We start from the raw sequence: 12,653 nt of genomic DNA on the forward strand, positions 1-12,653 counted from the left end.
CCAAGTGGTGCGGGTGGTCGGACTCGAACCGACACTCCTTTCGGAACCAGATTTTGAGTCTGGCGCGTCTACCAGTTCCACCACACCCGCACTTGTGTTATAAAAGACAGGTCTATAAAGACAGACTTGTCGATTATTTCTTTGCACTATATGAAGAAGGATAGATTCGTCAACAGCAGACTTCTGATTTTTTAAGAATTCCTCTCCTTTTCTTCTCTATTTAATGGAATATTTTTTATCGGATTTATAGCAATTTCATTTATAGCAAACTCATTTGTAAAGTTTTTACCACTTAAATTTATAAAAAACGCATGATATTAAATAAATTAAAGCTTTGGACGATTTCTCTAGCAAATCGGCGTACAGCACCACATTGGCTTGGTTTCATTGCCTTTCTTGAAAGTTCTTTTTTTCCAATTCCCGTAGATATTTTATATATCCCACTGCTGCTTATCCGTCAAAAGCGGGTTTATCGCTATGCTTTGATTGCAACGATTTGTTCTGTTTTAGGAGGGATTGCCGGTTGGTTTATCGGATATTTTGCCTATGACACCCTTGCCAAACCCATTTTAGAATTTTACGGTAAAGTTGAAAGTTTTGAATCTCTAAAAAACCATGCAACCCTGCAATTTCTGATTATTTTACTGATAACATCAGGTTTTTTTCACCTTCCCCCCATCAAAATTGTCACAATTTTGGCAGGTGTGATGAATGTACATCTTGAACTTTTCATTCTCATTTGTATTTTTTCCCGAGGCGCTCGTTTTTATCTTCTTGCGTGGCTGATTAAACATTTTGGACAAAAAGCAATGAATTTTCTAAGACAGCATTTCAAATGGATTATCTTTATGGGATGTGTTAGTCTCCTTTTAATTTATGGGATTTTCATAGCTTTTTTTAACAAACAGCTTTTATAAGGAACAGACCCAATGGCATGTGTTTTGTCTTCCCATTCCCTTTTAAACAAGCATCTTCATCTAGAACCTAGCAGAAAAGAGCAAAGTTTATGGGCTTTTTTTCTAGCCTTTTGCTTGTCTGCTACCGTAGGTCTCGCCCTTGGTTTTGAACATTTTGATGGGTATCTTCCTTGCGATTTATGTCTAATCGAGCGTTTTCCCTATTACGGTGCCATACCATTTTTGCTCTTAGCAGGTTTTGGAGCATGGTTTTTTCGCATGTCTTCTTGGATACAACTTTTATTTTTATGTGTTTTTGTCTTAATGAGCATCAGCCTTGTTTTAGCCATTTATCATGCCGGTGTTGAATATGGCTTTTGGGAAGCTCCTCTCAGTTGTGGTTTAAATGCTGCGCGAAAAACCTCAGATATTAACCAGCTTCTTAATCAATTAAACAACATTCACCCTCCTTCTTGTTCAGAAGCGCCCACACATTTTCTTTTTCTTTCATTTGCCGGTTGGAATGTGGTTGCAAGCCTCCTTTTCACCCTTATGAGCCTCTATATTACATCAAAAGGCATTCTTTCAGGCTACAAGACATAAAAAATCCCCCCACGCAGCACAGCATACGTGCTCTTTAAAAAAAACCGTATAGCGCGTAGGTCTTCACTGCAAAAGAACGCGTTAACACAAAGAGTCAGAACAGGAAAAATCGTCCCCTTAACACACGTCCACAAATATCATCTTCTCATCAAACTTCTCCTTAAACATTAAAGAGGATGAAACAATCTTTTGTTTGTAAAATCTCCCTCTGTTTTCTTTTTCATGCCTTTGCAGATTTAATGTTATTATCAATATCCTCCTCTTAAAAAGGGAAGAGAAACAACAGATACCTGTATTTTATCGTTTTGCTTCTCTGTATTATCAGCAGTATCTTGATAGAAGCTGGCGGCAGAAAAGCGATCAGAGGATTAAGTAAGGGAACCATTCAATATTGAATGGTCAACCATGCCTGAAAATAAAAACACAACGCCTTCCCCGTTCACTCTTTCAGAAGATCTATCACCTTAAAGAACCGCATAGTGCGATGGAACACGATCATAGCGCATGATGAGAACATGAGTCATTTTGAGATCTCAATGCGCTTTATCCCCCTCATATAAAACATCGGCTCAAATCAGTACCACGCATTCGACAAGTTTTTGGTGCGATTTTCCGCATGATTTAATCTTACCAGAACAGAAAAAAAACGTCCTATTTTAGGGTTCTCTAAGAAGGAAAAACGCTACGGGAATGGTACGGTTTTGCCATTTTTTACAAAATCGCAACCGAATAATCCTGCGGCTTATGCCTTACAATCTCTGATAGAACATAAAAAAGCATGGATTCTCTGCAATTATGCGACAACCGTTTCGGTAAACCATCTTAGTTCGCTCACATGGCATCCCAAGGTTATCAGAGGAAGAATTTCATAAGGTTGTTGCTCTTATGCTTAAACATTTACCCCCTTTACACCTTTGGCTTTTTAAAAAATAAGCATATATAGGAAAACATATACGGACATCCGTAACGGTATCCGCTTCTCCGCAAGGAGAGAACGCAGGAGTGGAAAACCACACCTTTCGTCATTTAAGTTCCCCCTTTGATTTAAACGATCCAATAAGAGCATAACCACCATCACATAAAAGTAAAGATCACAAACTTAAAACAAAGAGACTTACCCAATCAGTAAAGCTCATAACCTCCTTCACTTCTCCCTTTAGAAAACTGTTTCACAATAAACAGCGTATATTCTCCTAACATGGTTGCCTATATCCTTCGAGAAAGCAACAGATCATTAAAACTAATCCTTAGGTGTTAAAAAATATCAATCACGCACGACACAAAAAAGAAGTCTATTGATCAATAGGCTTTATGCCCTCCACCCGCGCCTTCTACCGCAAACATCTGCTTAAGTTTAGGAACTATATCATTCCACAAGAGAGAAAAAATGAGAGAAGCACATCTTTCTCTCACCAAGAAAAAATCAGCACACCACCTGTTTCCCCCATATAAGAACATCATATTGTCTATTTGCCTCAAACTTCAATGCTCGACCCCATCTCTCATAGCTTTCAACAAAGCAAATAAATTTTCAGCCCTCAAATTATTTCTTTGCCTTTCATCCCCCTTTTTTTGCAAAAAACTTCAATGAAAAGCAAAAGACTTCACCTAAACAAAACCATAACAGTCAGAAAAATTCTGGATAACTGGGGATATTTCTCATAAAAGCAGAAAGCTTCCAAAACAGAAAGCTCTCCATGGCTTTATTCAAATAAAAAACTATGCCAAACTACTGAATTGATTTTCTTTACTGCCAAATTTCTGATGCTCTCAAAGCCTCTTTTTTCACCATCTATAAAGAATAGACAAAAAAAATTTTAAAAAAGTAATTTTAATGGTCAACTTTATTTTCAAGAAACGCATCCCTTTAGCGGAATATATTCTCCTTTGCCCTATCGCCTTAAAAGCTCTTCATTCCCAAGTGGCCATTCCCTATTATCATTCCTCAACATTAACCATCATCACCATAGAACAAAAGCTTGCTCATCACTTTTCATTGGTAAGAAATAAATAGGCAAAAGATAAAATATCGCTCATCATCTGTATGAGCGACAGATTCTTCCAGAGTGACCAAGCCATACAGCCGTTTTTTTGTATTTTCATCATGATAAAGCATAAGCTATCTTTTTAAGGGAATGCCATAGAGCGGGTTTTACTATGGCGCAAATTTTTCAAGAAAAATCTTAAACCGCAATAGAAAAGAAGTTTTCCTTATAGCGCGCACATGGTGTCACGCTTTGATCTTTTCCATCACAATAATAAGTTCAAATTTTAACCAAAACGATAATACACCTATTCTAAATGATTTGCGCACCACCTCATCCGCCACAGGCTGCTCCAATATCGATTCATTCATCGGTATATTTCCTTGAGGTTTTTTTGCGCTTTTGCGCCCTGTAAAAAAAGACAATATTTTTTTTAGCATTGTAAACTCCAGTGCATTTTTAACTTCATTTCAATTGATTCGAATTGAACAATGCCAAAAAAAATATAATAAAAATAGAGGGTTAAGTTATGAAAACGAGAGGGGAAGTTTTACTGCCCAACAATGTCTATTTTTCCCCCTCTAAACAGTCATTGAAATACGATAAAAATTATTCTTATGTAAAAACAATTGCTTATAACTTAGGGGAGAAAGACAAAAACCTCCCCCCTAAATAGGAAAACATTCTCAAAATTATTAAAAAAAATGACGTAATTTTAGTGATCTTTTTCTTTTTTTGCTGATAAAAAAACCTTAGTTTTTTTTCGAAGGAGCCCCACCACGAGTTTCCCAATTGGCAACACTTGAAGCCTGCTCAATGAACTCCTTTGTTACTTCACCATTTTTCTTTACATATTTTTTACCATTCTCTTGCAGCCATTCCGCAAGCGTTGCTTTAACACTTGTACCTAGTGCAGCCTCGCTCACTGCTTCCCACACCGCCACAGCTGCAGCAAGCTTTGGAGCATAACGTGGATGATTTGGATCTTGAAACGCATATTTTTGATCCTTCACTTCACCAGCACCACCCTCGGAAAAGAAAAATGCAGGGCGATGACCATATGATAAAAGCCATTCTTTTAAATCTTCAACGAGGACATGTGAGGAATCTGCATCTATAAAATCCTGAAAATTATAGTACGACCATTCTATCGTTAACTGGTAGTCTTTTCCTGCTTGAACGATGGCATGATAAACTGCTCGGAAATTAGCAGTATTTTCTAATGATAAAAGAACATTACCTTCGTAAATATCACCCTTTTCTGGTTCTATTTTGTTGACAAACCGACATTTTCCTGGATTTAATCCAGCTATTAAAAGTGCTGCCTGCGATAATGTTAGTTTTTTAAGAAGTCGCCATAATTCTAAACCTTTATCAATTTCCATATATTTTCCCGCTTTTTTCTACAAAACTGAACGTTTTTTTCAAAATGCTAAGAACAATCTCCTTCACTACACAGAGAGATTATGCACTTCCTCCCGAATTTATTACACTTTTTAAGTGGTTTACAACATTTCCCTTCTTGTGATTCACAAGGAAATGATTTTGATATAAGAAGTTTTGAAGCGAGAGAATCCTACTGAATTTAGGGCTTTCATGCAAGATATAAGGCGCATTGCAAGGCGATAAATGACCCTTCATAAAGCATCAATTTTCATACGTGATCAAACTAATTTGCTATGATAATATCTTTTGCACCCCAACCTTTAAAACCAATCCCAATCACAGCACAAAAGATAATTTGTTAGACGCCAATAAATCCACCTCAATGCTAATATCATAAGAGGACTAGCTTACACTTAAAATGGGATGCGGGCTGTAAAACGATCCAATTAAAATGCCTATAATGAATAGTGCTAAAGACTGTCGCAAACAGTGGGAACGAAGATGTTGTCATGGTACCGGCATGCTCTTTTAGAAGCATCAAAATGAGAAGACTCAAGAGATCTTTATTCTTTCACGGGGGAAATTTATACTATTTCATGGGCGCCTTACTGCTCTTCCCTTCACAAGAACTTTCGCGAAAAGGGGCTTAGATCCTTGAATGCCCCCATCTTTACGCTTCATAAAAGAACACGCCGGCACCATCATTATATTTGCTAGCTCGTGGATTTTGTGACAGACCTTACATTAAGGTGGTTCAATAAGAGTCATTGTTAATCCTTATCTTATACAAATTTTATCCACAGATTCATCCCACTTTTGACGTACAAGCGAGTGATTTTGATTAATTCAACAGGAGAGAGGTCTAGAATAAGAAAATCTTACATTATTCGAGACTCTCATTCAATGTACAAACAATGAATTATCATTATAAATCAATCTCTTTTACCCTTGAGACAAGGTCTTTTTTTAAAGAACGATTTCAAAATTCAAAAAGGTGTTATCGTCTTTTTCTATCGTCTTTTGAACGCATCAACTAAATGATGGTGCTGGCTTATTTCTTTTCATCCATTCTTAAGTCTAAATCCATGAGAATGCTTCATTCAAATGTTCCTTTTAACAAAATAAAATATATTTTTTCTCAATTTTTTCACGGGCGCTCCTCTCAACACCCTTGGATAAATCTCCTTTATTGACTTGATTTTCCAGCTTTATTTTCATGGTGGCACCACATTCTTTTTTTTTCAGCGCAACCTTTTTGCACTTTTTCAGTTTGTAACTTTTAGGTTGACTTCCAGTTTATTTTGATTAATCTTTTAGAATTATTCTAAAGTGTAAAGGAACAGAGAATGTTGAAATCGTTTTTTTCATTTGTACGGCGTAAGGCTCTGTTCTTTCGTTCAGCACAAAAAACTCTCCTTCAAGCGCTCAAAGTAAAAGAACAACAGACTGCACTCTATTTAAAATATGCAAAAGCTCTAGAGCCTTATTCCTCTAAAGAAGCGGCGGTTTTTACCGCCATGGGGCTTAAAGAGCTTGAAAATTATAAGCAACTTTTGTGTCTTTCTTGCCATAACCGTTCCCACACGGCGGATAGATTATGTGAGCAAACTTCTTTTATAAAAAACAAGGGGAACCAACCCTCTCCTAAAAAAACAGCAGCAAATCACACCATAAAAAAAACCTCGAAAGCGCAAAAACAAACACTTTTGACATGGATTCAACCAGGTCTTGCTGGGTTAATGGATGGCTCTGTCTCCACCCTTGCCCCCATTTTTGCCGCAGCATTTGCCACAGGAGAAACGCATCAAACCTTTTTGATTGGTCTCTCAGCTTCCATTGGGGCGGGACTTTCAATGGGGTTTACAGAAGCAGCCCATGATGATGGGAAGTTATCAGGGCGTGGTTCTCCTTTGAAAAGAGGTCTTGCCAGCGGCATTATGACAACATTGGGCGGCTTAGGTCATACGCTTCCTTATTTGATCAATTCTTTTTATGTTGCAACAGTAATTGCCTGTATCATTGTTTTTTTCGAACTAGGCGCCATCGTCTGGATCCAGAACAAATACATGTCAACCCCTTTTTGGCGCGCCTCTTTACAAGTCATCATTGGGGGGGCTTTGGTTTTTGCTACAGGGATTATTATCGGCAGTATTTAAAAAAAACACGTCTCCATAATTTCGCTTATCGCATATAATTTTGCCTATCTCATAGGTCGTCCCCTTTTAACGGAACATCAAATCATCATTGACAATCCCTTTATTGAAAGAGGCTCTTACTAATGCTTTGATAATCTTATCGGTAGTATCTAAAAAATCTCACCTGTAACAAATCATTTAGTTTTAAATAAGCCCGTGTTCCTTTATAGGCATAAGCCATTCTTGCTGATATCATTGCTGATACCATTATTGGAAAATGCTGCTGATGGAGCTTTGGCGTCTTGTGGATTAACAAAAGATAATAACCAAGCTCTGGGGACAACCTGTATCAAAAAACCTTTATCGACTTGTTTTATGGATATCTTTTGTTAAAGTATCATTTTTTTCTAGATCTCATATTTTGGAAATGCCTTGATCATGCCGCATACTGAAACCAAAACACCACTAAACAACCAAGAAAATTGTGTTTCTTCAAAATCTTCACACCCCGTGACTTTATTCGTTCAGCGTCTTGCACACGGACAAGGCTTAGAACTTCCTCACTACGCAACAGCGGGTTCTGCGGGTCTTGATCTACGGGCCGCCATTGGAGAAGAAGAAACGCTCGTCCTTTCGCCAGGACAACGTGCTCTTATTCCAACGGGTCTTATTTTTCATTTATCACCTGGGCTTGAAGCACAAATACGCCCACGCTCTGGTTTAGCTTTAAAACACGGCATCACATGCCTTAATACCCCAGGAACGATTGATAGTGATTACCGTGGTGAAGTCAAAGTCCTTCTCATCAATTGTGGTCAGGAAGACTTTTCTATTGAACGAGGCATGCGCATTGCTCAAACCGTCATCGCCCCTGTGACTCAAGTGAATGTTTGTGCCATTGAACCAGCGCAAGAAGACAGTCAAAGTCATGCAGAGAGCCGTGGAACAGGAGGTTTTGGTTCAACAGGGCATACTTAAATTACAATAAGGACAGTCTAAAGCGACACGAGCTTATTTCAAAGATTCTTTCATTTCCGGATTTCTTAACTTTGGGGGATCCCTTAACGTTTTGGAATCCTTTGAAATCTAGAGAAATTCTTTACGTAGTACGTCATCATAATACTGATACCGTAACAGCTTGAAAAATTGATTTGATGTATTCTTATTTCAGAACCCTTAATTTTTGAGGCATCTTAAGCTTTTAAAGAAAAGCAGCGCCCATTTATGCCCAAGGCTCTCACCTTGTAATCAAACGCACAAGCCTTGTATCCGTCCTCTCCTTATATCTCTTCAAAATCTTCACAACCCCACGACTTTATTCATTCAGCATCTTGCTCACGGACAAGGTTTAGAACTTTCTCACTAAGCAAAAGCAAGTTCTGCGATCCTTGATTGATAATGTCCCCTAAAGAGAAGCAAAAACCTCTCACATACCCTAATACGTCTTTCCTAATATGTCTTTTCTTGATCCCTTGGAGCTTTTAAAGCACGCATTCTTCCACGCTTTTCACTTGAAACGCACAAAGCCTCTCCATAACGCCCCCCTCACATACCCGCTAACCCCCTAAAACAATTGGTTACGATGATCTAGAAGACACATCCTCTTGAGAGGATTTGAGTAAAATTCATTGTCTTCATTGTCTTGTAAAATGAATGATCCAAATGCCATAAGATTTTCTCACGGCCAATTTGTTTTTACAGCCATCATAACCTACGTCTCTTATCCATTACAAGCGCTGTTGTCCGTACAAATAAAGACGAAAAAAAGACTAAAAATGCCTATAATTATAATGAACACATGTGCCAAGGGCGACCGCAACATTGGAAGAGTATAAAGATCTCTTTTATAAGGCATTAAAATGGGAACACTCAATAGATTTTTTTATTCTTATTTTATAAAAACATGACCATTTATTCATGGACGCCGTAGCTTTACCTCTACTCAGACAAAAAGAACAATGACCACGGCTGCTTTATAGAGCCCCTCTTGCAGCAAGATTGAGAGCGTTTTGCAATCCGATCAAACCAATTTTACGCTTCTAGTGCATACGCCTTTGGTTGAATCAATCAACGATAGTCCCCTCATCAATTTCATTCTATGACTTTGATATAACTTTGATGAAGTTGCTTTACGTCCTTCAACAAAGCTATTTTTTTTATCAGTTATTTTTTTATCATGGGGATAGAAGCCATTCCAGAAATATGAGCCTTAACAGTATCACTCATTGTTTCCGCCTGTCACATGACCCACCACGTTAGTCCCCACTCCATCAATAGCACCCTCTGTCACAACAAGTCCCTTTGTTTCATCTGCTGTTTTATGATTTTCCCCATCTCTTGCGGCAAAATTGGAAGCGTTTTGCAATCCGACAAGACCGATTTTACTATACCCAACCATGCGTATTTGATTTAATAAATCGATGACAATGCCATAATCAATTTCACTATCAGCTTTGATTAAAATTTTTGTCTCTAAATTTTGCTTGGTCTCCCTCAACAAAGTTTCCCTCAAAACTGCTTGTTCTATAAGATGATTGCCAATGTAAAGAGAATGATCTTTTTGCAAAGTGACATAAAGAGGCTCATCTGGTTGAACCACGGAAGGTGCTTGCGTTATCGAAGGAAGCTGAACAGGAATGACAGATGTTGCCAAAGGTGCAGCAACCATAAAAACAATCAGCAATACCAACACAACATCAATAAAAGGGGTCACATTGATTTCGCTGTGCAACCCACTCTCATCGAAATCAAAATCATCATTAAAGCTTGCTTTCATTTTTTATGACTTTTCTGTTGTTTTTGTCGATCCAGTTCACGACTCAAAAGCCTTTCAAGAGCAGCAGCAATATCACCTAAATCACTGCGATAAGCATTCAAAGCACGCATAAGGCTATTATACATAACAACGGCGGGGATCGCTACAAAAAGCCCAATCGCCGTTGCAAATAAGGCTTCAGCAATTCCAGGAGCAACCACATCAAGCCGCGTTGTTTGCGATTGAGCAATCCCAATAAAAGAATTCATAATTCCCCAAACCGTTGCAAAAAGCCCCACAAAGGGCGCAATAGCGCCAATGGTTGCAAGAACAGCATTTCCACACGCAATACGACGTGTTGCAGCCAACAAACAACGCGACAAAAGCGAATGAACCCTTTCTTTTAAACCTTCATGAACATCGCGAACATAAACATCGCGAGAAACGTCTCCATATTGCTTATTTTCCTCATAAAAGAGAATATCTTCAAGCGTTTGTGCACTTTTCCTTGGATTGGTTCTCTCAGCGGCGCTTTCACTGACCTCTTCGAAAGCAGTAAAATGAACCTCTTGTGTTGAAAGATAGACCTCTTTAAGGACTTCTTTGAGAAAAAACATTCCAGCCCCTTTGCTTTCTTTCAAGCTCGCAGCCAAACGCGTGAGAGTCTGAGCGTTCAGAACCAATCGGAGTTCATGACGCACGCGTCGTTTTGCCACAGTGATCTCAACAATTTTCACAAAAGCAATTGTCCAAGACACAAGAGAAGAAAGTAACAACAAAATGATAACAGCTTTCACCACCCAATCAGCAGCCATAAACATAGAAAAAGGCGAAAAATCATGTCCTACCAATATAGCAGAACGACTCTCTAAAGGGACTGTTTCAGATTCCATTTCTGTCTCACACTCTTGTGGTCTTAATCTTCTTTATGCGATGAAACGTCAATCCGCAGAGCACCACTATTCCACACTGCCACTTCCCTTCAACGTCACTTTCACATTTCTTAAGAAAGAAAACTTGATAAATCAAGTATAGTTTTATTTCCTAAATTCTCTTTTCCCCCAGCCAGATCACTCAAGAAATTTTTATACCCCTTCACAAGTTTATCTTAACTTAAGTCGCTTTACTGCGTAAATTTGGCAAAATGATAGACTTATAAGAAATATCCCACATGATGTTTCAATTTATAAAAATATAAAAATAACGCATTATTTTTCTACTTACAACACATTGACTTATAAGAATAATTTATCATCACTCCTGTTGAATAAGCCCCTCATCTCGCAAGCTTATCTCAATTCAGCCGCTCTTGAATAAACCCAATAAAATATTTGCCAGCATGGAATAATTTGTTCGGGATAAACAGCAAAAATGAACCCCTTAAAGAAAAAGATCTTCTCCTCTTAAAAAACAATGCTCTGAAATTCTCTTCTCATAATTAAAAGAGACACATTCTTTTAAACAAGCCAAAAGGATCATGGAGATACTTTAAGCGTTCAAAGGCATAAAAGCAATTTCACCAAAGGGAGATGCTTTAATAGGACAAGAGCTCCTCTTACAAGCTGAGTGATCGATGAGATTTATTTTATCAAAAACAATTTTAAATTGCACAAAAAGACAAGGAACCAAAAAAAACTTTTGGCGTTACAAAAGCAGTAAAAGTTTTCACTCCAATGCAAATGATTACGATGAACACACCAACAAAACTATACAAGAGAAGGAAAGACCATCATGGACAATAATAAAAACACAAAAAAAAATAAAACAACTGGAGAAAAAGACCCACAAAACGAGCTCCAGGGACAACTTGAAACGTTACGTCATGAAGTTTCAGGGATGACCTCAACACTGACAGATCTTGGTGCAAAAAAATTCAATGAGGTCAAAGACAAAGCGGAAAAACTGTATCACTCAGCGAAAGAAAACAGTGAAGACATCATGTCTCAAGCAAAAGATAAAATCAGTGATCTTGAACAAACCATGAATCAATGTATTCGCAAAAATCCTGGCAAAAGCGTTTTGTTTGCAGCAGGCGTTGGTTTTATTCTTTCTCAATTACTGCGTCGTTAAGCCATGCATAAATTTATCGCTCCTCTTTTAAACCATCTGGTCGGTGGAGGGCTAAAAAGCACTGTCAAGCAAATGCGCCTTCAAGCAATTTGCTGTGGGTTTATTGGCATTTCATTATTTATGGCTTTGCTTTTTTTATGTATCATTGGTTTTCTTGCGTTATGTACTGTTATGAAGCCACTTTTTGCCGCCAGTACCATGTTTTTAATTTGGTTTTTTCTTGCAGGATTAGCGTTTATAATCAACAGGGTTCTGAAAGTTTATCAACGCTATGACCAACAAAAAAAGACCGAAGAACAAAACCACAAACTAATGACAGATGCGACTATTTCCAGCCTTGCTGTTCTCAGTCAACATCTTCCTTTTGTCAAATTGGGTGTACCGATTCTCGGACTAGCAACGTATTTTCTGTGGAAAAAAGATAAAAAAGACCGCTTTTTAGATGAAAATATGTAAAGCTGTGATCCTACCCCCCCCCCGAAGTGCTTTCTTTTATCATACAAAGAAAGCACTTTTTTGCTTTTTAGCTTCTTTAATAGCATGAGAAGAAATCCCCTTCATTTTAGCTAAAAACTCCATAGAACCAATTAAATCTCTTTCAGATTGCAGCCCATATTTCATAAACATAGCAACATTAGGCAATGCTTCAGTTAAAAATTCTGGTTTGATTTGAAGCGATTTATTCTTTTTTGGAGGTAAAGTGGTTTCAGTTTTGCTTTTCTCTGTTTTTTCATAAGCTATTTTTTCATGACCGTAGGTCATGTCGTTAATTTGAGTGTGTTCAGAAAAATCTGAACACTCATTTTTGTTACAATTACAAATA

10 protein-coding genes, 1 tRNA gene and 2 pseudogenes are annotated in these 12,653 nt (G+C 37.8%); 7 read left to right on the forward strand and 6 right to left on the reverse strand.

All coding sequences use genetic code 11. The features are described from left to right. Window positions 1-5 precede the first annotated feature (5 nt). A tRNA-Leu gene (locus PVV59_RS07810) sits at window positions 6-90 on the reverse strand. Between the two features lie 221 nt (window positions 91-311). Here PVV59_RS07810 and PVV59_RS07815 point away from each other — a divergent pair. From PVV59_RS07815 to PVV59_RS07825, 3 genes and pseudogenes are all read left to right on the forward strand, one after another. Beyond that, window positions 312-917 carry a YqaA family protein gene (locus PVV59_RS07815; RefSeq protein ID WP_273755579.1) on the forward strand — a complete coding sequence of 202 codons (606 nt, stop codon included), beginning with the start codon at window positions 312-314 and terminating at the stop codon, window positions 915-917. A gap of 12 nt (window positions 918-929) precedes the next feature. Beyond that, window positions 930-1,499, forward strand: coding sequence for a disulfide bond formation protein B (locus PVV59_RS07820; protein ID WP_273755580.1), 570 nt, complete (start codon window positions 930-932; stop codon window positions 1,497-1,499). Window positions 1,500-1,904: 405 nt separating this feature from the next. Then, a pseudogene (locus tag PVV59_RS07825) lies at window positions 1,905-2,432 on the forward strand (type II toxin-antitoxin system PemK/MazF family toxin). Between the two features lie 1,297 nt (window positions 2,433-3,729). On the opposite strand, the gene PVV59_RS07830 reads toward PVV59_RS07825, so the two are convergent. Together PVV59_RS07830 and PVV59_RS07835 are read right to left on the reverse strand one after the other, a co-directional pair. Further along, a complete protein-coding gene (locus tag PVV59_RS07830; RefSeq protein WP_273755581.1) occupies window positions 3,730-3,924 on the reverse strand; it encodes a hypothetical protein in 195 nt (64 codons plus the stop codon). Window positions 3,925-4,236: 312 nt separating this feature from the next. Further along, window positions 4,237-4,869 (reverse strand): hypothetical protein, encoded by a 633-nt coding sequence (locus PVV59_RS07835; RefSeq protein WP_273755582.1) that lies wholly within the window; start codon window positions 4,867-4,869, stop codon window positions 4,237-4,239. Window positions 4,870-6,216: 1,347 nt separating this feature from the next. Between PVV59_RS07835 and PVV59_RS07840 the strand changes: the two genes are divergently transcribed. Continuing rightward, window positions 6,217-7,026 (forward strand): VIT1/CCC1 transporter family protein, encoded by an 810-nt coding sequence (locus PVV59_RS07840; RefSeq protein WP_273755583.1) that lies wholly within the window; start codon window positions 6,217-6,219, stop codon window positions 7,024-7,026. Window positions 7,027-7,443: 417 nt separating this feature from the next. After that, window positions 7,444-7,983: a dUTP diphosphatase gene (dut, locus tag PVV59_RS07845; protein ID WP_273755584.1), complete on the forward strand. Its 540-nt coding sequence runs from the start codon at window positions 7,444-7,446 to the stop codon at window positions 7,981-7,983. 1,240 nt (window positions 7,984-9,223) lie between these two features. On the opposite strand, the gene PVV59_RS07850 is transcribed toward dut, so the two are convergent. Next, window positions 9,224-9,781 (reverse strand): biopolymer transporter ExbD, encoded by a 558-nt coding sequence (locus PVV59_RS07850; RefSeq protein ID WP_273755585.1) that lies wholly within the window; start codon window positions 9,779-9,781, stop codon window positions 9,224-9,226. Next, entirely contained in the window at window positions 9,778-10,653 is an 876-nt protein-coding gene (locus PVV59_RS07855) for a MotA/TolQ/ExbB proton channel family protein (RefSeq protein ID WP_273755586.1), read from the reverse strand. Before PVV59_RS07855 ends, PVV59_RS07850 begins: the two co-directional genes overlap by 4 nt. An 838-nt stretch (window positions 10,654-11,491) precedes the next feature. Here PVV59_RS07855 and PVV59_RS07860 point away from each other — a divergent pair. Together PVV59_RS07860 and PVV59_RS07865 are read left to right on the forward strand one after the other, a co-directional pair. Beyond that, on the forward strand, window positions 11,492-11,830 hold the full coding sequence (locus tag PVV59_RS07860; RefSeq protein ID WP_273755587.1) for a YqjD family protein: 339 nt from the start codon (window positions 11,492-11,494) through the stop codon (window positions 11,828-11,830). Window positions 11,831-11,833: 3 nt separating this feature from the next. Continuing rightward, window positions 11,834-12,286 carry a hypothetical protein gene (locus PVV59_RS07865; RefSeq protein ID WP_273755588.1) on the forward strand — a complete coding sequence of 151 codons (453 nt, stop codon included), beginning with the start codon at window positions 11,834-11,836 and terminating at the stop codon, window positions 12,284-12,286. 39 nt (window positions 12,287-12,325) lie between these two features. Here PVV59_RS07865 and PVV59_RS07870 read toward each other — a convergent pair. Further along, a pseudogene (locus tag PVV59_RS07870) lies at window positions 12,326-12,653 on the reverse strand (replication protein C); the annotation flags it as partial.

This window comes from Bartonella sp. MM73XJBT.G (genome assembly GCF_028618435.1).
Lineage (GTDB): Bacteria > Pseudomonadota > Alphaproteobacteria > Rhizobiales > Rhizobiaceae > Bartonella.

Excerpts from the sequence above, each read along its gene's own strand:
- PVV59_RS07840 (WP_273755583.1), top strand. The coding sequence starts at position 6,217 with ATGTTGAAATCGTTTTTTTCATTTGTACGGCGTAAGGCTCTGTTCTTT.
- PVV59_RS07865 (WP_273755588.1), top strand. The coding sequence starts at position 11,834 with ATGCATAAATTTATCGCTCCTCTTTTAAACCATCTGGTCGGTGGAGGG.
- PVV59_RS07830 (WP_273755581.1), bottom strand. The coding sequence starts at position 3,924 with ATGCTAAAAAAAATATTGTCTTTTTTTACAGGGCGCAAAAGCGCAAAA.
- PVV59_RS07855 (WP_273755586.1), bottom strand. The coding sequence starts at position 10,653 with ATGGAATCTGAAACAGTCCCTTTAGAGAGTCGTTCTGCTATATTGGTA.
- PVV59_RS07820 (WP_273755580.1), top strand. The coding sequence starts at position 930 with ATGGCATGTGTTTTGTCTTCCCATTCCCTTTTAAACAAGCATCTTCAT.
- PVV59_RS07815 (WP_273755579.1), top strand. The coding sequence starts at position 312 with ATGATATTAAATAAATTAAAGCTTTGGACGATTTCTCTAGCAAATCGG.
- dut (WP_273755584.1), top strand. The coding sequence starts at position 7,444 with ATGCCGCATACTGAAACCAAAACACCACTAAACAACCAAGAAAATTGT.
- PVV59_RS07850 (WP_273755585.1), bottom strand. The coding sequence starts at position 9,781 with ATGAAAGCAAGCTTTAATGATGATTTTGATTTCGATGAGAGTGGGTTG.
- PVV59_RS07860 (WP_273755587.1), top strand. The coding sequence starts at position 11,492 with ATGGACAATAATAAAAACACAAAAAAAAATAAAACAACTGGAGAAAAA.
- PVV59_RS07835 (WP_273755582.1), bottom strand. The coding sequence starts at position 4,869 with ATGGAAATTGATAAAGGTTTAGAATTATGGCGACTTCTTAAAAAACTA.